The sequence below is a fragment of the Kitasatospora sp. NPDC023118 genome (assembly GCF_055560875.1).
The window spans coordinates 34,755-58,913 of the sequence record NZ_JBVHHW010000041.1 but is presented as its reverse complement, the minus strand read 5'-3'; the positions used below and the strand labels follow the sequence as shown (position 1 = coordinate 58,913).

At 74.7% G+C, this 24,159-nt stretch carries 1 protein-coding gene; it reads right to left on the bottom strand.

Annotated elements, in window-relative coordinates:
• Nucleotides 1-152: 152 nt before the first annotated feature.
• Entirely contained in the window at nt 153-23,954 is a 23,802-nt protein-coding gene (locus tag ACZ3UD_RS34060; RefSeq protein ID WP_465596700.1) for an SDR family NAD(P)-dependent oxidoreductase, read from the bottom strand.
• Nucleotides 23,955-24,159: the final 205 nt, after the last annotated feature.

Below are 24,159 nucleotides of genomic sequence, written 5' to 3'. Positions count from 1 at the left end.
AGAGGGGGGGTGGGGGGCGGTTTTGATTGGTCATTTTCGGCGGCCCCTTTGGGGGGTGGCTCCCCCGCGCCGCTGGGGGTCGCACCCCTTGGGGGGGGGGGGGGGGCGGGGGGGGGCGGGCCCCCCGCGACTTGGGGAGGGGTGGAGCCGGGTCAGTCGGCGAGGCCCAGTTCGTTGTCCAGGAGGTCGAACATCTCGTCGTCCGAGGCCGACTCGAAGTCGAAGGTCCCGGAGCCCGCGGGACCTTCGGCGGCAGCGGCGCTCCGGACGGCGAGCCACTTCGAGCGCAGCACCTCCAGGCGGGCGGTCACCTGGTCGAACAGCGCCTCGTCCGATCCGTCCACCTCGGTCGTCCCGAACGCCTGCTCCAACCGGTCGAGTTCGGCCAGCAGGGCGGCCGGGCCCTCGGTGGGTTCGGGCTGGAGGCCGAGGCGGTCGAAGAGGTGGTCGGCCAGCTCTGCCACCGTCGGGTGGTCGAAGACCAGCGTGGCCGGCAGCCGCAGGCCCACCAGCCCACCCAGGCGGTTGCGCAGTTCGACTGCCGTGAGGGAGTCGAGGCCGAGGTCCTGGAAGGCCCGCTGCGGGTCCACCCCGGATGCGTCGGTGTGGCCGAGAACCGCGGCCACCTGGCGGCGGACCGCCTCCAGCAGCGCCTCGCGCCGCTCGGCCCCCGGCAGTTCGGACAGCCGCCGCACGAACTCGGCGCCGCCGCCCGTCCCGCCGTCCGCGCCGGCGGCCGAGCCGCGCCGCACCGGCACGCGCACCAGGCCGCGCAGGAGCGGCGGGATCTCGCCGCGCCGGCTCAGGGCGGCCGGGTCGAGGCGGAGCGGCAGGACGACGGGTGCCGTGCCGGCCGTGGTCGCGTCGAGCAGGGCGAGGCCCAGTTCCGGCGTGAGCGGCGGCATGCCGGCCCGGACCAGTCGTTCGGCCTCGGCCTCGGTGAGGGTGCCGGTCATGCCCCCGGTGCCGGTCCACGGGCCCCATGCCAGGGAGACGGCGGGCAGGCCGAGGGAGTGGCGGTGGCGGGCGAGTGCGTCCAGGAAGGCGTTGGCCGCCGCGTAGTTGGCCTGGCCGGGGTTGCCGAGCGTGCCGGCCGCCGAGGAGAACAGGACGAAGGTCTCGACGCCTTCGGCGGCCCGGTGGAGGTTCCACGCGGCGTCCGCCTTCGGGCGTAGGACGGCGCCGATGCGCTCGGGCGTGAGCGAGCCGATCGTCCCGTCGTCCAGGACGCCCGCGGTGTGCACCACCGCGCGGACGTCGTGGCGGGCGAACAGCCCGGTGACGGCGGCCTCGTCGGCGACGTCGCAGGCCTCGACGGCCGTCTCGGCGCCGAGCCCGGCCAGTTCGGCGACCAGTTCGGCCACGCCGTCGGCGGCGGCGCCGCTGCGGCTGACCAGGAGCAGGCTGCGCACGCCGTGCTCGGCGGCGAGGTGCCGGGCCACCAGGCGGCCGAGGCCGCCGGTGCCACCGGTGATCAGCACCGTGCCCTCGGTGGGCCAGCTCGGGGCCTCGGTCGCGAGCTCCTCCCGCGCGAGGCGGGCGGCGAACAACTCGCCGTCGCGGATGAGAAGTTGCGGCTCATCGACGGCGAGGGCGGCGGGCAGGATCCCGGTCTCGGCGGTGGCCAGGTCGAGCAGGCCGAACCGGCCCGGCTCCTCCGAGGCCGCCGAGCGGACGAATCCCCAGGCCGCCGCGCCGGCGAGGTCGGCGCCGGACACCGCGCCCCGCGTGACGAACACCAGCCGCGAGGCGGCGAACCCGTCGTACGCGAGCCACGTCTGGACCATCTCCAGGACGGCGGCCACTCGGGCGTGCACCGACTCGGCCCCGCCGGCGGGGAGTTCGGCCAGCACCACCGGCGGCACGCCGGACCGTGCGGCGAGCTCGGTCAGCGCCTGCGCGGTCGGCTCGACGGCGACGGACGCCACGTCCGCGTCGGCGGGCGCCTGCACCGGCACCCAGTCGAGGCGGAACAGCGCGTCGTGGCCCGCCGGGCGGGCCGCCGCGCCGAGCTGTTCGGCAGCGATCGGCCGGACGGTGAGCGAGCCCACCGACGCGACCGGCCGGCCCTCGGTGTCGGCCGCGGCGAGCGCCAGCCCGCCGGACGCCGACGGCGCCAGCCGGACCCGGAGCGCGGACGCCCCGGAGGCGTGCAGCACGACGTCCTCCCACGCGAACGGCACCCCGGCACCGCCCTCCCCGAGCCCGCCGCCCACGGCGAGCGTGTGCAGGCAGGCGTCGAACAGGGCCGGGTGCAGACCGTAGGCGCCGCCCTCGACGCCCTCGGGCAGGGAGACGTCGGCGAAGAGCTCGTCGCCCCGGCGCCAGACCGTCCGGAGGCCCTGGAAGGCGGGGCCGTACCCGAACCCGGCCTCCGCCAGGCCGTCGTAGAGGCCGGTCAGGTCGAGCTGCTCCGCGTCGGTCGGCGGCCACACCGAGGCGTCGAACGCCGCCGGTGCCGCGCCCGTGCCGAGCACGCCGCTGGCGTGCAGGGTCCACGGGTGCGGGCCGCCCGAACCGGGCCGGGAGTGCACGGTCACGGGCCGGCGGCCCGCGTCGTCCGGCGCCCCGACGGCGACCTGGAGCTGCACGGCTCCCTTTCCCGGGAGGACCAGCGGCGCCGCGAGCGTCAGTTCCTCGACGACGTCGCACCCGACCTCGTCGCCCGCGCGCACGGCCAGCTCGACCAGCGCCGTGCCCGGCACCAGGACCGAGCCCATGACGACGTGGTCCGCCGCCCACGGGTGGGAGCGCGCCGACAGGCGGCCGGTGAACAGGAGGCCGTCGCTGTCGGCCAGCTCCAGCGAGCCGGTGAGCAGCGGGTGTTCGGCGTTCCTGAGCCCGGCGGACTCGGCACCGCGGCCGGCGGGCAGGCCGGTCGGCCAGTAGTCCCGGTGCTCGAACGGGTAGGTCGGGAGCTCGGCGAGCTGCCGGCCGGCTCCGGCGAGCAGGGCCCGCCAGTCGACCTTCGCGCCGTGGACGTGCAGGCGCGCGAGTGCCTGGAGGAGGTTCGCCTCCTCAGGCCGGTCCTTGCGGAGCGCGGGGGTGGCCACGGTGTCGGCGTCGTCGGGCAGCGCGCCCGCGGTGAGCGCGGTGAGGACGGCGTCGGGGCCGAGTTCGAGGAAACGGCGGACGCCGGCCTCGTGGAGGGTGCGGACGCCGTCGGCGAAACGGACGGCCTCGCGGACGTGGCGAACCCAGTAGTCGGGGGTACGAAGGTCCTCGTCGCCGAGTTCACCGGTGAGGTTGGAGACGACCGGGGTCGAAGGGGTGCTGTAGGTCAGCCCGTCGAGGACCTCGCGGAAGTCCGCCAGCATCGGGTCCATCAGCGGGGAATGGAACGCGTGGGACACCCGCAGGCGCGTGGTCCGGCGGTCGGCGAAGTGCGCCTCGATCGCCGCGACGGCCTCCTCCGCTCCCGAGACGACGATCGAGCGCGGGCCGTTGACGGCCGCGATCGACACGAAGTCGCCCAGCAGGGGCAGCACTTCGTCCTCCGTCGTCTGCACGGCGAGCATCGCACCGCCGGACGGCAGCGCCTGCATGAGACGGCCGCGGGCGGCCACCAGGGCGCAGGCGTCGGCCAGGCTGAACACTCCGGCGACGTGCGCCGCGGCGACCTCACCGATCGAGTGCCCGGCCAGGAACTCGGCGCGCACGCCGAGTGATTCGACGAGACGGTAGAGCGCAACCTCGACGGCGAACAGCCCGGCCTGGGCGTACGCGGTCTGGTTCAGCTGCTCCTCGTCCGCGCCCCACACGACGTCCCGAAGCGGAAGCTCCAGAGCCCCGCACACCTCGTCGAAGGCACGGGCGAACACCGGGAACCGGGCGTACAACTCCCGTCCCATGCCGAGCCTTTGCGAGCCCTGCCCGGAGAACAGGAACGCCGTCTTGCCGTCGGTCGCGACCCCTCGGGCCACCTCCGCGCCGTCCACGAGCACCGTGCGGTGCGGCAGCGCCGACCGCCCGGCCAAGGTGAACGCCACGTCTGCGGAGGGCAGTTCCCCGGCATCCGTGAGCCGCGCGAGCTGTGCGTCCAGCGCCACCTCGGACTTGGCGGACACCACCCACGGCACCAGGCCGGGTGCGGCCTCGCTCTCCGGCTCCGCCGACTCGGGCAGCTCCAGGATGACGTGCGCGTTGGTGCCACTGATCCCGAAGGACGACACGCCCGCGCGGCGCGGTCGGTCGGTGGCCGGCCAGTCGGTGCGCTCGGTGAGCAGCTCGACGGCGCCGGCCGTCCAGTCGACGTGGGTGGAGGGCTGGTCGATGTGCAGGGACTGCGGGAGCACTCCGTGCTGCATCGCCAGCACCATCTTGATCACGCCGGCGACACCGGCCGCGGCCTGGGAGTGGCCGATGTTCGACTTGATCGAGCCCAGCAATAGCGGAACTTCGCGGTCCTGGCCGTACGTCGCGATGAGCGCCTGGGCCTCGATCGGGTCACCGAGCGTCGTGCCCGTGCCGTGCGCCTCGACGGCGTCCACGTCGCCGAACGACAGCCCGGCGTTCGCCAGCGCCTGGCGAATCACGCGCTGCTGCGAGGGACCGTTCGGCGCGGTGAGGCCGTTGGACGCGCCGTCCTGGTTGACGGCGCTTCCCCGCAGCACCGCGAGGACGCGGTGCCCGTTACGGCGGGCGTCCGACAACCGTTCCAGCACGACCATGCCGACGCCCTCGCCCCAGCCCACGCCGGACGCCGCCTCGGCGAAGGCCTTACTGCGGCCGTCCGCGGCCAGGCCGCGCTGCCGGGAGAACTCGACGAACGTCGCCGGGGTGGACATCACCGTCACGCCGCCGGCCAGGGCCAGCGTGCACTCGCCGCTGCGCAGGGCCTGGGCGGCGAGGTGCATCGCGACGAGGGACGAGGAGCACGCCGTGTCGACCGTGACCGCCGGGCCTTCAAGGCCGAGCGTGTACGAGACGCGGCCCGAGGCCACGCTCCCGGCGCTGCCGCTGCCCTGGTGGCCCTCGAACTCGCCGCCGCCGAGCAGGTTCGCGTAGTCGGCGTACATCACGCCCGCGAAGACGCCGGTCCGGCTGCCGCGCAGCGACACCGGGTCGATGCCGGCCCGCTCGAAGGCCTCCCACGAGGTCTCCAGCAGCAGACGCTGCTGCGCGTCCGTCGCGAGCGCCTCGCGCGGGCTCATCCCGAAGAACGCCGCGTCGAACGCCGCCGCCTCCCGCAGGAACCCGCCCGTCCGGGTGTAGGACGTGCCGCTGTGGTCCGGGTCCGGGTTGTAGAGGGTCTCGACGTCCCAGCCACGGTCGGCCGGGAACTCCGACACCGCGTCCACGCCGTCGGCCACCAGGTGCCACAGGTCCTCCGGCGACGCCACGCCGCCGGGGTAGCGGCAGGCCATCCCGACGAGCACGATCGGATCGTCGGACGGGACGGGCAGGGCCGCCGGGAGTTCCACGGTCTCCGCAGTGCCGAACAGGCCCTCCAGTAGGAAGCCGGCGAGCGCGTGGGCGGTCGGGTAGTCGAACACGACGGTGGCCGGCAGCTGGAGACCGGTCACGGTCCGCAGCCGGTTGCGCAGTTCGACCGCCGTCAGCGAGTCGAAGCCGAGGTCCTGGAAGGCCCTCGACGGGTCCACCGTCGCCCGGCCCTCGTGGCCGAGCACGAGCGCGATCTGATCGCGCACCAGGTCCAGGACGGCCTCGCGCCGCTCCTCACCGCCCAGGCCCGACAGCCGCCGGGTCAGGTCGATCGCGGCGGGGGCTGTGGCCGCCCGGCGCACCGGGGTCCGGACCAGGCCGCGCAGGAGGGCGGGGACGTCGCCGTGCGCGGCCGCCGCCGCCAGGTCGAGGCGGACCGGCAGCACGGCCGGTTCTCCGGTGGCGAGGGCCGCGTCGAGAAGCGCCAGCCCGTGCGCCGGGTCGAGCGGCGGCACGCCCGCGCGGGTCATCCGCTCGCGCTCGGCGTCGGTGAGCGTGCCGGTCATGCCGGCCACGTCCGACCAGGGACCCCAGGCGAGGGAGACGGCGGGCAGGCCGAGCGAGCGGCGGTGGAGCGCCAGGGCGTCCAGGTAGGCGTTGCCCGCCGCGTAGGCGGCCTGGCCCGCGCTGCCGAACGTGCCGGCCATGGAGGAGAAGAGGACGAAGGCGTCGAGGTCGAGGCCTTCGGTGGCCTGGTGCAGGTTCCAGGCCGCGTCCGCCTTCGGGCGCAGGACGGCGCTCACGCGCTCGGGGGTCAGCGAAGCGATCACACCGTCGTCGAGCACGCCGGCGGTGTGCACGACCGCGCGGATGTCGTGGCGGGCGAACAGGTCTGCCACGGCGGCCTCGTCGGCCACGTCACAGGCCTCGACGACCGCCTCCGCGCCGAGCTCAGCCAGCCCGGCGAGCAGCGCCTCGACGCCCTCGGCGTCCGCGCCGCGACGGCTGACCAGCAACAGGCTGCGCACGCCGTGCTCGGCCGCCAGGTGCCGGGCCACGAGCCTGCCGAGGCCGCCCGTGCCGCCCGTGATCAGGACCGTGCCCTCGCTCGGCCACACAGCCGCGTCGGCCGCCGCTTCCGTCCGGACGAGCCGGGCCGCGAGAATCTCCCCGTCACGGACGAGCAGCTGCGGCTCGTCCAGACCCAGGGCAGCGGACGGCAGCTCCGCCTCCCCCGCCAGATCCACCAGGCCGAAGCGACCCGGCTCCTCCGACATCGCGGACCGCACCAGACCCCACACGGCCGCGCCCGGCAGGTCCTCGCCCGCCACCACGCCGCGCGTCACGAACACCAGCCGGGAGGCCGCGAACCGCTCCTCCACCAGCCAACCCTGCACCAGCTCCAGCACGCGGGCCGTACGCGCGTGCACCTCATCGGCGGCCGTCTCGATCACGACCACCGGCGGGACGTCCGCCGGCACCTCCGCCAGCGACCCGACCGCCACGAACTCCGGCGCGTCGGAGGCCTTCACCGGCACCCAGTCCACCCGGAACAACGCGTCCCGGCCCACCCGCGTCCCAACCGCGAGCTGCTCGGCGGCGATCGGGCGCACCGTCAGCGCGCCGACCGAGGCCACCGGCCTGCCGTCGGCGTCGGCCACGGCAAGCGCCAGCACGCCGGAGGCCGACCGCGTCAGGCGCACCCGCACCGCCGACGCGCCGGAGGCGTGCAGCGCCACGTCCTCCCACGCGAACGGCACGCCGCCGCCCTCGCCGGACCCGGTCAGCGCGAACGCGTGGAGGCAGGCGTCGAACAGCGCCGGGTGCAGGCCGAAGCCGGTGCCCTCGGTACCCTCGGGCAGGGCGACCTCCGCGAAGACCTCGTCCCCGCGCCGCCAGACGGCCCGGAGGCCCTGGAACGCCGGGCCGTACCCGAACCCGGTGTCCGCCAGGCCCTCGTACAGTCCGGTGAGGTCCAGTTGTTCGGCTTCGACCGGCGGCCAGACCGAGGCGTCGAACTCCGCCGGTGCCGCGCCCGAGCCCAGCACGCCGCTCGCGTGCAGGGTCCAGACCGGCTCCGGACCGGTGTCCGCCGTGGAGTGGATGCCGACCGCACGGCGGCCGGAGTCGTCCGGCTCGGCCAGCCGCACCTGGATCCGGACGGGCCCCTCCTCGGGCAGCACGAGCGGCGCGGCCATGGTCAATTCCTCGACCAGGTCGCAGCCGACCTCGTCGCCCGCGCGCACGGCCAGCTCGACCAGCGCCGTGCCCGGCACCAGGACGGAACCCATGACGACGTGGTCCGCCAGCCACCCGTGCGACCGGGCCGACAGCCGGCCGGTGAACACCAGCCCGGCGGAACCGGCCAGTTCGAGCGAGCCGGTGAGCAGCGGGTGCTCGGCGTTCCTGAGCCCGGCGGACTCAGCCGTGGGGAAGAACGCCGAGGCGTCCGTCCAGAAGCGGCGGTGCTGGAACGCGTACGTCGGCAGGGCGACCGGGCGGGCGCCCGTCCCGGCGTGGAAGGCTGACCAGTCCACCGGCACGCCCAGCACGTGCAGACGCGCCAGCGCCTCGACGACGGTACGCTCCTCGTCGCGTCCGCGGCGCAGCGCCGGGGTCGCTTCGGCCTCGCGGTCGGGCAGCGCGCTCGCGGTGAGGGCGGTGAGGACGGCGTCGGGGCCGAGTTCGAGGTAGCGGCGGACGCCGGCCTCGTGGAGGGTGCGGACGCCGTCGGCGAAGCGGACGGCCTCGCGGACGTGGCGCACCCAGTAGTCGGGCGACGTCAGGCCATCGGCCAGCCGGCCCGTCAGGTTGGAGATCACCGGGATCGAAGGCGCCTGGTACGTCAGCCCCGTGAGGACCGCACGGAAGTCCTCCAGCATCGGATCCATCAACGGCGAGTGGAACGCGTGGGACACACGCAGGCGGGTCGTCTTGCGGTCCGCGAAGTGCGCCTCGATCGCCGCGACAGCCTCCTCCGTGCCCGAGACGACGATCGACGTCGGGCCGTTGACGGCCGCAATCGACACGAACTCGCCGAGCAGCGGCAGGACTTCGTCCTCCTTCGCCTGCACGGCCAGCATCGCGCCACCCTCCGGCAGCGCCTGCATCAGACGGCCACGGGCCGCCACCAGCGCGCAGGCGTCCTCCAGCGAGAACACCCCGGCGACGTGCGCCGCAGCCACCTCGCCGATCGAGTGCCCGGCCACGAACTCCGGTCGCACACCCAGCGATTCAACGAGCCGGTAGAGGGCCACCTCGACGGCGAACAGGCCCGCCTGAGCGTACGCCGTCCGGTTCAGCAACTCCTCGTCCGAGCCCCACACGACATCCCGGAGGGGCAGGTCGAACCGCGAGCACACCGCGTCGAACGCCTCCGCGAACACCGGGAACCGCACGTACAACTCCCGGCCCATTCCGAGCCGTTGCGAGCCCTGCCCCGAGAAGAGGTAGGCCACCCGCCCACTCGTGGCGATGCCGCTCGGCGCCTCGCCGTCCGCCACCGCCCGCAGGCCGACCAGGAGTTGCTCCATCCCGTCGCCGACCACGGCCGCGCGGTGTTCGAGCGCGGCGCGGGTCGCCGCCAGGGAGTACGCGACATCCACCGGACGGGCACCGCCGTCGGCCGTGACGGCGGTGAGCAGCCGCTCGGCCTGCGCGCGTAGGGCCTCCGGGGTCGCGGCGGACAGCAGCCACGGCACGACACCGGGCTCGACCTCAGGCGACTCCGTGGACAGGTCCGCCGTCGGGGCCTCCTCGATGATCACGTGGGCGTTGGTACCGCTGATACCGAAGGAGGACACGCCGGCGCGCCGCGGGTGGTCGCCCGGGGCCCACGCCCGACGCTCGGTCAGGAGCCGGACCGCCCCCTCCGACCAGTCCACCTTCGAGCTCGGCTCGTCGACGTGGAGCGTCGAGGGCAGCTCGCCGTTGTGCATCGCGAGCACCATCTTGATCACGCCGGCGACACCGGCCGCGGCCTGGGTGTGGCCGATGTTCGACTTCACCGAGCCCAGCCAGAGCGGCCGGTCCTCGGGGCGGTCCTGGCCGTAGGTGGCGAGGAGGGCCTGCGCCTCGATCGGGTCGCCCAGCGTCGTGCCCGTGCCGTGCGCCTCGACCACGTCGACCTGGTCGGCGCCGAGGCGCGCGTTGGCGAGCGCCTGCCGGATCACCCGCTGCTGCGACGGACCGTTCGGCGCCGTCAGACCGTTCGACGCACCGTCCTGGTTGACGGCGCTGCCTCGGACGAGCGCCAGCACCGAGTGCCCGTTGCGCAGCGCGTCCGACAGCCGCTCGACGACCAGGAATCCCGCGCCCTCGGCGAAGCCCGTGCCGTCGGCGGCGGACGCGAAGGACTTGCACCGCCCGTCGGGGGCGAGTGCGCCCTGTCGGCCGAACTCGGCGAACACCCCGGGTGTGGCCATGACCGTCACGCCACCGGTGATCGCGAGCGAGCAGTCGCCCTGCCGCAGCGCCTGGACGGCCAGGTGCAGCGCGACCAGCGAGGAGGAGCAGGCGGTGTCGACGGCGACCGCCGGACCCTCCAGGCCGAGCTTGTACGAGACGCGGCCGGCCACGACACTGCCGTTGCCGTCGCTGCCCGGGTAGTCGTGGTACATCACGCCGGTGAAGACGCCGGTGCGGGTGCCGCGCAGGCCGGTCGGGTCGATGCCGGCACGCTCCAGGGCCTCCCAGGAGAGCTCCAGCGTGAGCCGCTGCTGCGGGTCCATCGCGAGGGCCTCGCGCGGGGAGATCCCGAAGAAGCCGGGGTCGAACTCGGCGGCGCCGTCGAGGAATCCGCCCTCGCGGGTGTCGTGCGCGTCTCCGGTTCGCAGGGTCGACAGGTCCCAGCCGCGGTCGGCGGGGAACGGGGAGATCGCGTCCGCGCCGGACGTCACCAGCTCCCAGAGCTGCTCGGGCGTGGTCACCCCGCCCGGGTAGCGGCAGGCCATGCCGACGATCGCGATCGGGTCGTGGCGGACCTCCGTCGCCACCGGAACGTCCGTCTCGGCATCGATGGAACGGACCCGGTCGTCGGCCAGGTCGAGCAGGGCGTCGACCAGGCCCGCGTCACGGAGGCGGCGGGTCGGGATCGACTGCAGCGCGGCGCGCAGGTCGGCCTCGGCGCGGGACGCCTCGCCGCTCGCGGCCGCCGTCCGCACGCCGAGCTCGGTGACGATGTAGTCCGTCACGGCCTCGGCGTTCGGGTGGTCGAAGGCGAGGGTCGCGGGCAGGCGCAGGCCGGTGAGGGTGTTGAGCTGGTTGCGCAGGTCCGTCGCGGCGAGGGAGTCGAAGCCGAGCTCCTGGAACGCGCGGTCCGGCTCGATCGCGTCGCCCGACTCGTGGCCGAGCAGACCGGCCACCCGGGCCCGGACGAGTTCGAGGACGGTCCGCCGCTGCTCCGCCTCCGTCAGCCCGGCGAGCCGGGCGGCGAAACCGTCGGCCGGCGCGGCCGACGCCGGAGCGTGGGCCGCCGTGCGGCGGGCGGCCGGGACGAGGGCGCGCAGCAGCGCGGGGACCTCGTCGGTGCGGGCGCGCAGGGCGGCGGCGTCGACCCGGATCGGGACGACGGCGGCGCGCTCGCTGCGCAGACCGGCGGCGAACAGCGCCAGACCGGCCTCGCGGGAGAGCGGCGGGACACCCTGGGCGGCCATGCGGTTGCGATTGAGCTCCAGGAGGTGCTCGCCGAGGCCGGCGCCGACGTCCCAGAGGCCGTAGGCCATCGAGGTGGCGGGCAGGCCGGCGGCGTGGCGGTGGGCGGCGAGGGCGTCGAGGAAGACGTTCGCGGCGGCGTAGTTGCCCTGGCCGGCGGTCAGGACGAGACCACCGGCGGAGGAGAAGAGGACGAAGGCGGTCAGATCGAGGTGGCCGGTCAGCTCGTGCAGGTACCACGCGCCGTCGGCCTTCGGCGCCAGGACGGCATCCATGCGCTCGGGCGTCAGCGCGCCGACCAGACCGTTGTCACCGACACCGGCCGCGTGGATCACGGCCGACAGGCCAGGGATCGCCTCGATGAGCGCTGCGACCGCGTCGCGGTCCGCCATGTCACAGGCACGCACGTCAACCACAGCACCGAGGGCAGACAGCTCCGCCACCAGCTCCGCCGAGCCCGCCGCCTCCGGGCCACGACGGCTCGTCAGCACCAGACTCCGGACCCCGCACTCGGCAACCAGGTACCGGGCCACGACAGCACCCAGACCACCCGTGCCGCCGGTAATCAGCACCGTGTCATCCGCACCGACCGGCAGCGGACCCTCCGGCTGCGGCAGACGGCCCAGACGCGGAACGTGAACGGCCTCGGCCCGCACGGCCGACTCCGGCTCGGCGGTGACGATCACCTCCCCGTCCGTGTCCAGCAGGCCGAACCGGCCCGGGTTCTCCGCCTGCGCGGACCGCACCAGACCCCACACCGGAGCCTGCGCCAGATCCACCGGCTCACCCTCACGCACCGCCACCGCACCACGCGTCACCACCACCAGACGCGACGCCGCGAAACGCTCCTCCGCCAGCCAGGTCTGGAGGACTTCCAGCACGGCGTGGACGCTCACGCGGACACCGCTCGGGACGTCCTCGGGGGCCGCGAAGGCACCGCAGTCGAGGACGACCACGTCGGGCGTCGGCTCCTCGGAGTTCGACACGTCCTCCCACCGAGCCCAGGAGCTCTCCGCGGCAGGCGCGTTCGACAGCTCCGCCCACTCGATCCCGTAGAGCGGGTCGACCGAGCCCAGGTGCTCCGCCGACACCGCCCGGCCCACCATCGAGGCCACCGTCAGCACCGGACCGCCCGCCGGGTCGGCGAGGTCGAGCCGCAGCCCGCCACCGGCGAGCCGGACGATCCGCACCCGTACCGCGGAGGCGCCGACGGCGGACAGGGTCACGCCGGTCCACGCGAACGGGATCATCGTCTCCCGCTCGCCGCCGGCCAGGATCGCGGCGTGCATGGCCGCGTCGAGGAGCGCCGGGTGCACGCCGAAGCCGTCGGCCTCGACGCCCTCCGGCAGCACGACCTCGGCGAACAACTCCTCGCCGCGCCGCCAGGCCGCGCGCAGTCCCTGGAACACCGGGCCGTAGCCGAAGCCGGACTCCGCCATCCGCTCGTACGCGCCCTCCATCGGCAGCGGCTCCGCGCCGACCGGTGGCCAGACGGCCGCGTCGAACGACCCCGCCTCGACGGACCCGGAAGCGGCCAGCGAACCGGCCGCGTGCTGCACCCACCCGGCGTCCGGATCCCCGTCCGGCCGCGAGTGGATGGTGACCACGCGCCGGTCCGAGGCGTCCGGGCCACCGACCCGCACGTGCAGTTGGACGGCGCCGCGCTCGGGCAGCACCAGCGGTGCGGCCAGCGTCAGTTCCTCCACCAGTTCGCACCCGACCTCGGCCGCGGCCCGCAGCGCGAGCTCGACCAGCGCCGCGCCCGGCACCAGGACGGTGTCCAGGACCTGGTGGTCGGCCAGCCACGGGTGCGAGTCCAGCGACATCCGGCCGGTGAGGAGGAACCCGTCCGTGTGGGACAGGTCGACGGCCGCGCCGAGTAGCGGGTGTGCGAAGGCGCCCACGCCCACCGCGCCCAGGTCGCCGAGCGGGGTCGTCGCATCGAGCCAGAAGCGGCGGTGCTGGAACGCGTAGGTGGGCAGCTCCACCGTCCGGGCGCCGCTGCCGGCGAAGAGGACGGACCAGTCCACCTCGGCCCCGGCCGCGTGCAGCCGGCCGAGGGCGCCGATCAGGCTCGCCTCCTCGTCCCGGTCCGCGTGCAGGGCGGGCACGACGCACGTGCCGGCGGCGGTCGGGTCGTCGAGGGCGCCCTGCACCAGGCCGGACAGGACGGTGTCGGGGCCCAGTTCGAGGTAGCGGCGGACGCCGACCTCGTGGAGGGTGCGGATCCCGTCGGCGAAGCGGACGGCCTCGCGGACGTGGCGCACCCAGTAGTCGGGCGTCTGAAGGCCTTCGGCCAGCCCGCCGGTCAGGTTGGAGACCAGCGGGATCGAAGGCGCGTGGTACGTCAGTCCGTTGAGGACCGCACGGAAGTCCTCCAGCATCGGGTCCATCAGCGGCGAGTGGAAGGCATGGGACACGCGAAGGCGGGTCGTCCGGCGGTCGGCGAAGTGCTCCTCGATCTCCGAGACGGCCTCCTCGGCGCCCGAGACGACGACGGACGACGGGCCGTTGAGGGCCGCGATCGACACGAACTCGCCAAGCAGCGGAAGGACTTCGTCCTCCGTCGCCTGCACCGCGAGCATCGCACCACCCATCGGCAGTGCCTGCATCAGCCGGCCACGGGCAGTGACCAGCGCGCAGGCGTCCTCCAGCGAGAACACCCCGGCGACGTGCGCCGCAGCGACCTCGCCGATCGAGTGCCCGGCCACGAACTCCGGTCGCACACCCAGCGATTCGAGGAGACGGTAGAGCGCCACCTCAACGGCGAACAGGCCCGCCTGAGCGTACGCCGTCCGGTTCAGCAGCTCCGCGTCCTCGCCCCACACCACCTCGCGTACGGGAAGCTCTGTCGCCGCGCACACCGCGTCGAACGCCTCCGCGAAGACCGGGAAGCGGGCGTACAACTCCCGGCCCATACCGAGCCGCTGCGAGCCCTGGCCGGAGAACAGGAACGCCGTCGCCCCACCCGCCCGGGCGGACGAGGTGGCCGCCCCCGGAGCGAGTTCGCCCCGGCTCAGCGCGTCCAGTCCGGCCAGCAGCTCCACCCGATCCGCGCCGAGCAGCACCGCGCGGTGCTCCAGCGCCGGCCGCGTCGCCACCAGCGAGTGGGCGACGTCCAGCGCGTCGAGCTCCGGCCTCGCGCCGAGGAAGGTCGCGAGCCGCTCGGCCTGCGCCCGCAGGGCCTCCGGCGTCGCCGCGGCGAGCAGCCAGGGAATCGTGCCAAACTCGCCCTTTGCGACCGGCATTTCGACTACCGGCTCGGGACCCTGCTCGACGATCACGTGCGCATTGGTCCCGCTGATCCCGAACGCGGACACGCCCGCCCGGCGCGGGCGGCCGGTCGCCGGCCAGTCCCGGGCCTCGGCCAGCAGCTCGACCGCGCCCTCCGACCACTCGACGTGCGGCGAGGGCCGGTCGATGTGCAGCGACTTCGGCAGCACGCCGTGCTGCATCGCCAGCACCATCTTGATCACGCCCGCCACACCGGCCGCCGCCTGCGCGTGCCCGATGTTCGACTTGATCGAGCCCAGCAGCAGCGGGACTTCGCGGTCCTGGCCGTACGTCGCGAGCAGCGCCTGCGCCTCGATCGGATCGCCCAGCGTCGTGCCGGTGCCGTGTGCCTCGACGGCGTCGACGTCCGACGCGGCGAGCCCGGCGCTCGCCAGCGCCTGGCGGATCACCCGCTGCTGCGACGGACCGTTCGGCGCCGAGAAGCCGTTACTCGCGCCGTCCTGGTTGACGGCCGTGCCGCGGATCACCGCGAGCACCCGGTGGCCGAGCCGTTCCGCGTCGGACAACCGCTCGACGAGCAGCACCCCGACGCCCTCCGACCAGCCCACGCCGTCCGCCGCGCCCGCGAACGCCTTGCAGCGCCCGTCCGCCGACAGCCCCCGCTGCCGCGAGAACTCGATGAACATGCCCGGCGTCGACATCACCGTCGCGCCGCCCGCGAGGGCCAGCGAGCACTCGCCGGTGCGCAGCGCCTGGACCGCCAGGTGCAGGGCGACCAGCGAGGAGGAGCAGGCCGTGTCCACGGTCACCGCCGGGCCCTCCAGGCCCAGCGTGTAGGACACCCGGCCCGAGACGACGCTGCCGCCGCTGGTGCCCGAGGGGTTCGTGTTGAGAGCGTAGTCGTGGTACATGACGCCCGCGAAGACGCCCGTCCGGCTGCCGCGCAGGGACAGCGGGTCGATGCCCGCCCGCTCCAGTGCCTCCCACGAGGTCTCCAGGAGGAGCCGCTGCTGCGGGTCCATGTAGAGGGCCTCGCGCGGCGAGATCCCGAAGAAGCCGGGGTCGAAGTCGCCGGCGTCGTGCAGGAAGCTGCCGTGGCGGGTGTAGCTGTGGCCCTCCTTGCCGGGCTCGGGATCGTAGAGGTGCTCGATGTCCCAGCCGCGGTCGGTCGGCAGTCCGGTGGCGGTGTCGACGCCGTCCATCAGCAGCCGCCACAGGTCCTCGGGCGTGGCCGCGCCGCCGGGGTAGCGGCAGGCCATGCCGACGATCGCGATCGGTTCGTCGGCGGTGTGCGGGCGGCGCTCGGCGCCAACGGCCGGGGTCGGCTCCGTGCCCGCGCCGGCCAGGTCGAGGAGGTGCTCCGCGACGGCCCGGGCGTTGGGGAAGTCGAAGGCGAGGGTCGCGGGCAGGCGCAGGCCGGTGCGCTTGTTGAGGCGGTTGCGCAGGTCGGTCGCTGCGAGGGAGTCGAAGCCGAGCTCCTGGAACGCGCGCTCGGGCGCGATCGCATCGGCGGAGGCGTGGCCGAGCACGGCGGCGACCTCCGCGCGCACGAGTTCCAGCGCCAGGCGCCGGCCCTCGCTCTCGCCCAGCCCGGCGAGGCGCTTAGCCAGGCCGGTCTCGGCCGCACGGCCGCTCGTGGGCAGTTCGGCGCGCCTGCGCGGGGCAGCGAGGGCGCGCAGGAGCGCGGGGACCTCGTCGGTGCGGGCGCGCAGGGCGGCGGCGTCGACCCGGATCGGGACGACGGCCGCGCGGTCGCTGCGCAGGGCGGTGGCGAAGAGTGCGAGGCCGGTCGCGTGGTCGAGGACGGGAACGCCCTGGGTGGCCATCCGCGCCCGGTCGACGTCCGCGAGGTCACGCCCGAGGCCGGCGCCGACGTCCCAGAGGCCGTAGGCCATCGAGGTGGCGGGCAGGCCGGCGGCGTGGCGGTGGGCGGCGAGGGCGTCGAGGAAGACGTTCGCGGCGGCGTAGTTGCCCTGGCCGGCGGTCAGGACGAGACCACCAGCGGAGGAGAAGAGGACGAAGGCGGTCAGATCGAGGTGGCCGGTCAGCTCGTGCAGGTACCACGCGCCGTCGGCCTTCGGCGCCAGGACGGCATCCTTGCGCTCGGGCGTCAGCGCGCCGACCAGACCGTTGTCACCGACACCGGCCGCGTGGATCACGGCCGACAGGCCAGGGATCGCGTCGATCAGAGCGGCCACGGCCCCGCGGTCCGCCATGTCACAGGCGCGGACGTCAACCACAGTGCCGAGGGCGGACAGCTCCGCCACCAGCTCCGCCGAGCCCGCCGCCTCCGGGCCACGACGGCTCGTCAGCACCAGACTCCGGACCCCGCACTCGGCAACCAGGTACCGGGCCACGACAGCACCCAGACCACCCGTACCGCCGGTAATCAGCACCGTGTCGTCCGCACCGACCGGCAGCGGACCCTCCGGCTGCGGCAGACGGCCCAGACGCGGAACGTACACGGCCTCGGCCCGCACGGCCGACTCCGGCTCGGCGGTGACGATCACCTCCCCATCCGTGTCCAGCAGGCCGAACCGGCCCGGGTTCTCCGCCTGCGCGGACCGCACCAGACCCCACACCGGAGCCTGCGCGAGATCCACCGGCTCACCCTCACGCACCGCCACCGCACCACGCGTCACGACCACCAGACGCGACGCCGCGAAACGCTCCTCCGCCAGCCACGCCCACACCGCGCGCAGGACGTGCCGCGTCACCTCGCGGACGGCCGCCGGGACGTCGTCGGCCGGGACGGGCACGGTCGTGCAGTCCAGGACGACGGTCTCGGGCGCCGAGCCCTCGGCGGGCAGGGCGTCCCAGGCCGTCCATTCCGCGCCCATGCTCGCGGTGGCCGGCAGCTCCGACCACTCGACCGCGTAGAGCGGGTCGGCCGAGCCCAGTTGCTCCGCCGAGACCGCCCGGCCCCTCACGGAGGCCACCGTCAGCACCGGGTCGCCCGCCGGGTCGGCGAGGTCGAGCCGCAGCCCGCCACCGGCGAGCCGGACCAGCCGCACCCGTACCGCCGACGCGCCGACGGCACGCAGCGCCGCGCCCGTCCATGCGAACGGGACCACGGTGTCGTCGCTCCCGGCGTCCACGATGGCGACGTGCATGGCCGCGTCGAGGAGCGCCGGGTGCACGCCGAAGCCGTCGGCCTCGACGCCCTCCGGCAGCACGACCTCGGCGAACAGCTCCTCGCCGCGCCGCCAGGCCGTACGGAGGCCCTGGAAGGCATGGCCGTAGCCGAAGCCGGACTCCGCCATGCGCTCGTACGCACCCTCCACCGGCAGTTGCTCGGCATCGGCCGGCGGCCAGACGTCGAACGGCTCCGCCTCGACGGCTCCGGAGGCGGCCAGCGAACCGGCCGCGTGCTGGACCCACCCGGCGTCCGGGTCCCCGTCCGGCCGCGAGTGGATCGTGAGCTCCCGGCGGCCGGTGGGGTCCGGTGTTCCGACGCGGAGCTGGAGCTGGAGCGCACTCCGCTCGGGCAGCACCAGCGGTGCCGCCAGGGTCAGTTCCTCCACCTGCTCGCAGCCCACCTCGGCGGCGGCGCGCAGCGCGAGTTCGAGCAGACCGGCGCCGGGGACCAGGACCGTGCCCTGGACGGCGTGGTCGGCCAGCCACGGGAAGGCGGCCGTCGACAGGCGACCGGTGAGCACCAGCCCGTCCTCGTCGGCCAGTTCGACGGCCGCGCCGAGCATCGGGTGCGTGGTGGCACCGAGGCCGGCGGAGCGGACGTCACCACCGCGGACGGCCAGGGGCGCGGGCCAGAAGCGGCGGCGCTGGAAGGCGTACGTCGGCAGGTCGATGTGCCGGGCGCCGGTGGCGGCGAACAGCGCGGCCCAGTCCACCGTGGCGCCGTGGACGTGGAGACGGGCGAGGGCGTCGACGAGGGTGTGCTCCTCGGCCCGGTTGCGGCGGAGCGCCGGGATCGCTTCGGCCTCGCCGTCGGGCAGAGCACTCGCGGTGAGGGCGGTGAGGACGGCGTCGGGGCCGAGTTCGAGGAAGCGGTCGACGCCGGCGGCGTGAAGGGTGCGAATGCCGTCGGCGAAGCGGACGGCCTCGCGGACGTGGCGCACCCAGTACTCGGGGGCGCAGAGGTCCTCGGCCAGTGCGCCGGTCAGGTTGGAGATCACCGGGATCGACGGCGCGCCGTAGGTGAGCCCGTCGAGGACCTCGCGGAAGTCCGCCAGCATCGGATCCATCAGCGGCGAGTGGAACGCGTGCGAGACGCGCAACCGGTTCGTCTTGCGGTCGGCGAAGTGCGTCTCGATCGCCGCGACGGCCGCCTCCGTCCCCGAGACGACGACCGAGCTCGGGCCGTTGACGGCGGCGATCGACACGAACTCGCCAAGCAGCGGCAGGACTTCGTCCTCCGTCGCCTGCACCGCCAGCATCGCACCGCCCGCCGGCAGCGCCTGCATCAGCCGGCCACGGGCGGCCACCAGGGCGCAAGCGTCGGCCAGGCTGAACACCCCGGCGACGTACGCCGCGGCGACCTCACCGATCGAGTGCCCCGCCACGAACTCCGCCCGGACGCCCAGCGATTCGACGAGCCGGAACAACGCCACCTCGACGGCGAACAGCCCTGCCTGGGCGTACGCGGTCCGGTTCAGCAGCTCCTCGTCCGCGCCCCACACGACGCTGCGAAGGGGCTGGTCGAGGTGCTCGTCCAGCGCCGCGCAGACGGCGTCGAACGCGTCGGCGAACACCGGGAAGCGAGCGTACAACTCCCGTCCCATGCCGAGGCGTTGCGAGCCCTGGCCGGAGAAGAGGAACGCCCTCCTGCCCACCGACGCGACTCCTCGGGCCACCTCGGTCCCGTCGACGACCACCGCCCGGTGCGGGAACCGCGACCGCCCGGCCAGGGTGAACGCCACATCGGCAGCAGATAGTTCATCGAGCTCCGTCAGCCGCGCGACCTGAGCGTCCAGCGCCGCTTCGGACTTGGCGGATACCACCCAGGGAATCGCCCCCGCCGTCATCACCGCCTCTTGCACGGCCTCGGTTTCGGCCTGCTCCAGGATCACGTGGGCGTTGGTGCCGCTGATCCCGAAGGACGACACGCCCGCGCGGCGCGGGTGGCCGGTGGCCGGCCACTCGGTGCGCTCGGTGAGCAGCTCGACCGCGCCGGCCGTCCAGTCGACGTGCGAGGAGGGCGCGTCCACGTGCAGGGTGCGCGGCAGCACACCGTTCTGCATCGCGAGCACCATCTTGATCACGCCGGCCACGCCGGCCGCGGCCTGGGAGTGGCCGATGTTCGACTTGATCGAGCCCAGCAGCAGGGGCAGTTCGCGGTTCTGGCCGTAGGTGGCGATCAGGGCCTGGGCCTCGATGGGGTCACCCAGCGTCGTGCCCGTGCCGTGCGCCTCCACCGCGTCCACGTCGCCGAACGACAGCCCGGCGCTCGCCAGCGCCTGGCGAATCACGCGCTGCTGCGACGGGCCGTTCGGCGCCGTCAGACCGTTGGAGGCACCGTCCTGGTTGACGGCACTCCCCCGCAGAACTGCCAGCACTCGATGGCCGTTCCGGCGGGCATCCGACAGGCGCTCCAGTACCACCATGCCGACGCCCTCGCCCCAGCCGACGCCGTCGGCCGCGTCCGCGAACGAACGGCACCGGCCGTCGGCCGACAGGCCGCCCTGGCGCGAGAACTCCACGAACGTCCCCGGCGTCGACATCACCGTGACGCCACCGGCCAGCGCCAGCGAGCACTCACCGCTGCGCAGCGCCTGGGCCGCCAGGTGCATCGCCACCAGCGACGACGAGCACGCCGTGTCCACCGTCACCGCCGGACCCTCCAGGCCCAGCGTGTACGAAACGCGGCCCGAGGCCACGCTTCCCGCGCTGCCGCTGCCCTGGTAGCCCTCGAACTCGCCGCCGCCCAGCAGGCTCGCGTAGTCGGCGTACATCACGCCCGCGAAGACGCCGGTCCGGCTGCCGCGCAGCGACACCGGGTCGATGCCGGCCCGCTCGAAGGCCTCCCACGACGTCTCCAGCAGCAGGCGCTGCTGCGCGTCCGTCGCCAGCGCCTCGCGCGGGCTCATGCCGAAGAACTCGTGATCGAACTCCCCGGCGTCGTGCAGGAATCCGCCGAAGCGCGTGTAGGACGTCCCGACGTGGTCCGGGTCCGGGTTGTAGAGGGTCTCGACGGCCCAGCCGCGGTTCGTCGGGAAGCCGGAGACCGCGTCCACGCCGTCAGCCACCAGCCGCCACAGGTCCTCCGGCGACTCGACGCCGCCCGGGTAGCGGCAGGCCATCCCGACGATCACGATCGGGTCGTCCGACAGCGACGGCATCGCCTCCGGGACGTGGACGACGCTCTCGGTGCCGATCAGGCCCTCCAGCAGGAAGCCGGCCAGCGCGCTCGCCGTCGGGTAGTCGAACACGACGGTGGCCGGAAGCTGGACGCCGGTCACCGACCGCAGCCGGTTCCGCAGCTCGACCGCCGTCAGCGAGTCGAAGCCGAGGTCCTGGAACGCCCGCGCCGGGTCGACCGCCGAGCCGCCCTCGTGGCCCAGCACCAGCGCGATCTGGTCGCGCACCAGCTCCAGGACGGCCGCCCGCCGCTCCTCGCCGCCGAGGCGGGACAGCCGCTGCGCCAGGCCCGCCGACACGGCCGAACCGGCGACGACGGCGCGCCGCACGCGGCCCCGCACCAAGCCGCGCACCAGGGCGGGCACCTCACCGTGCGCGGCCATCGCCGCCAGGTCGAGGCGGACCGGCAGCACGGCCGGGTGCCCGGTCGCGAGCGCCGCGTCGAAGAGCGCGACGCCCTGGTCCGGGGCGATGGCCGGCAGACCGAGCCGGGCGATGCGCTCGCCCTCGGCGTCGGTGAGCGTGCCGGTCATGCCCGCCACGTCCGACCAGGGACCCCAGACGAGGGAGACGGCGGGCAGGCCGAGCGAGCGGCGGTGGAGCGCCAGAGCGTCCAGGTAGGCGTTGCCCGCCGCGTAGGCGGCCTGGCCCGCGCTGCCGAACGTGCCGGCGACGGAGGAGAAAAGGACGAAGGTCTCGACGTTCTCGGCGGCCCGGTGCAGGTTCCACGCCGCGTCCGCCTTCGGACGGAGGACGGCGGAGACGCGCTCGGGGGTGAGGGAACCGATCACGCCGTCGTCGAGCACACCGGCGGTGTGGACGACCCCTCGGATCTCGTGGCGGGCGAACAGGTCTGCCACGGCGGCCTCGTCGGCCACGTCACAGGCCTCGACGACCGCCTCCGCGCCGAGCTCAGCCAGCCCGGCGAGCAGCGCCTCGACGCCCTCGGCGTCCGCGCCGCGACGGCTGACCAGCAACAGGCTGCGCACGCCGTGCTCGGCCGCCAGGTGCCGGGCCACAAGCCTGCCGAGGCCGCCGGTACCGCCGGTGACGAGGACCGTACCCTCGCTCGGCCACGCCACCGCTTCGGCCATGGCCTCCGTCCGAATCAGCCGGGCCGCGAGGACCTCCCCGTCGCGGACGAGCAGTTGCGGCTCGTCCAAGCCCAGGGCAGCGGGCGGCAGTTCCTCCGAACCCGCCAGATCCACCAGGCCGAACCGGCCCGGCTCCTCCGACATCGCCGACCGCACCAGACCCCACACGGCCGCACCCGGCAGGTCCTCGCCCGCCACCACGCCGCGCGTCACGAACACCAGCCGGGAGGCCGCGAACCGCTCCTCCACCAGCCAGCCCTGCACCAGCTCCAGCACGCGGGCCGTACGCGCGTGCACGTCGCCGTCCGCCGGTCGGACCACCACCACCGGCGGCACGTCCGCCGGCACCTCCGCCAGCGACCCGACCACCGCGAACTCCGGAGCAGCCACGCCCTTCACCGGCACCCACTCCACCCGGAACAACGCGTCCCGGCCGACCGGGCCCGCCTCGCCCGCCGCCACCGGGCGCACGACCAGCGACCCGACGGTCGCCACCGGGCGCCCCTCGGTGTCGGCGATCGCCAGCGACACCCCGCCGCCCGCCGACGGCGTCAGCCGCACCCGGACCGACGACGCGCCGGAGGCGTGCAGCGTCACGTCCTCCCACGCGAACGGCACGCCGCGCTCGTCGGACCCGGTCAGCGCGAACGCGTGGAGGCAGGCGTCGAACAGCGCCGGGTGCAGGCCGAAGCCGCTCCCGTCGGTGCCCTCGGGCAGGGCGACCTCCGCGAAGACCTCGTCCCCGCGCCGCCAGGCCGCGCCGAGCCCCCGGAACGCCGGGCCGTACCCGAACCCGGCCTCCGCCAGGCCCTCGTACAGCCCGGTCAGGTCGACCGCCTCGGCACCGGCCGGCGGCCAGACGGACGCCTCGAACGGTGCCCGCGCCGCACCCGTCCCCAGCACACCGGTGGCGTGGAGGGTCCAGTCCGTCCCGTCCGCGTCGTCCGGCCGGGCGTGCACGGTGAGCGCGCGCCGCCCGGACGCGTCCGGCTCGCCGACCCACACCTGCACCCGCACGCCGCCCCGCTCGGGCAGGACGAGCGGCGCGGCGAGCGTCAGCCCCTCGACCAGGTCGCAGCCGACCTCGTCCCCAGCGCGCACGGCCAGCTCCATCAGCGCCGTCCCCGGCACCAGCACCGAACCCATGACGACGTGGTCCGCCAGCCACCCGTGCGACCCGGTCGACAACCGGCCGGTGAACAGGTAGCCGTCCGTGTTGACGAGCTCGACGGCCGCGCCCAGCAGCGGGTGCTCGGCGGCACCGAGGCCCGCGAGCCGGACGTCGCCGCCGCGCGCGGGCGTGACCGCCGGCCAGTAGTGCCGGTGCTGGAACGCGTACGTGGGCACGTCCACGGCGCGGGCACCGGTCCCGGCGAAGAGGGAGGCCCAGTCGACGCGCGCGCCGGTGACGTGCAGGCGCGCGAGGGCGGTCAGGACGGTCGCGTCCTCAGCCTGGTCCTTCCGGAGGACGGGGGTCAGGACGGCGTCGCCGGCGAGGCAGGCGGCCGCGAGCGCGGTGAGGACACCGTCGGGGCCGAGCTCCAGGAAGCGCGTGACGCCCGCGGCTTCCAGCGTGCGAATCCCGTCGGCGAAGCGGACGGCCTCGCGGACGTGGCGCACCCAGTAGTCGGGCGACGTCAGGTCCTCGGCCAGTGCGCCGGTCAGGTTGGAGATCACCGGGATCGAAGGAGCGGCGTACGTCAGCCCGTTGAGGACCTCGCGGAAGTCCTCCAGCATCGGATCCATCAGCGGCGAGTGGAACGCGTGCGAGACCCGCAGTCGCGTCGTCCTGCGGTCGGCGAAGTGCGCCTCGATCGCCGCGACAGCCTCTTCCGTGCCGGAGACGACGATCGAGCGCGGGCCGTTGACAGCGGCGATCGACACGAACTCACCCACCAACGGCAGGACTTCGTCCTCCGTCGCCTGCACCGCCAGCATCGCGCCACCCGCCGGCAGCGCCTGCATCAGCCGACCGCGAGCAGCCACCAGGGCGCAAGCGTCGGCCAGGCTGAACACCCCGGCGACGTACGCCGCGGCGACCTCACCGATCGAGTGCCCGGCCACGAACTCCGGCCGCACGCCCAACGATTCGACCATCCGGAACAGCGCCACCTCGACGGCGAACAGGCCCGCCTGGGCGTACGCGGTCCGGTTCAGCAGCTCCTCGTCCGGCCCCCATACGACGTCCCGAACCGGAAGCTCCAGCGCTTCGCACACCTCGTCGAAGGCCCGAGCGAACACCGGGAAGCGGCCATACAGCTCCCGTCCCATTCCCAGCCGCTGCGACCCCTGCCCCCGAGAACAGGAACGCCGTCCCACCGTCACCCACAAGCCCCCGGGCCACCTCGACGCCGTCGACGAGCACCGCCCGATGCGGGAAGGCCGTCCGCCCGGCCAGCGTGAACGCCACATCCACAGCCCGGAGTTCACCGAGGTCTCCGAGCCGCGCGACCTGCGCGTCCAGCGCCGCCCCGGA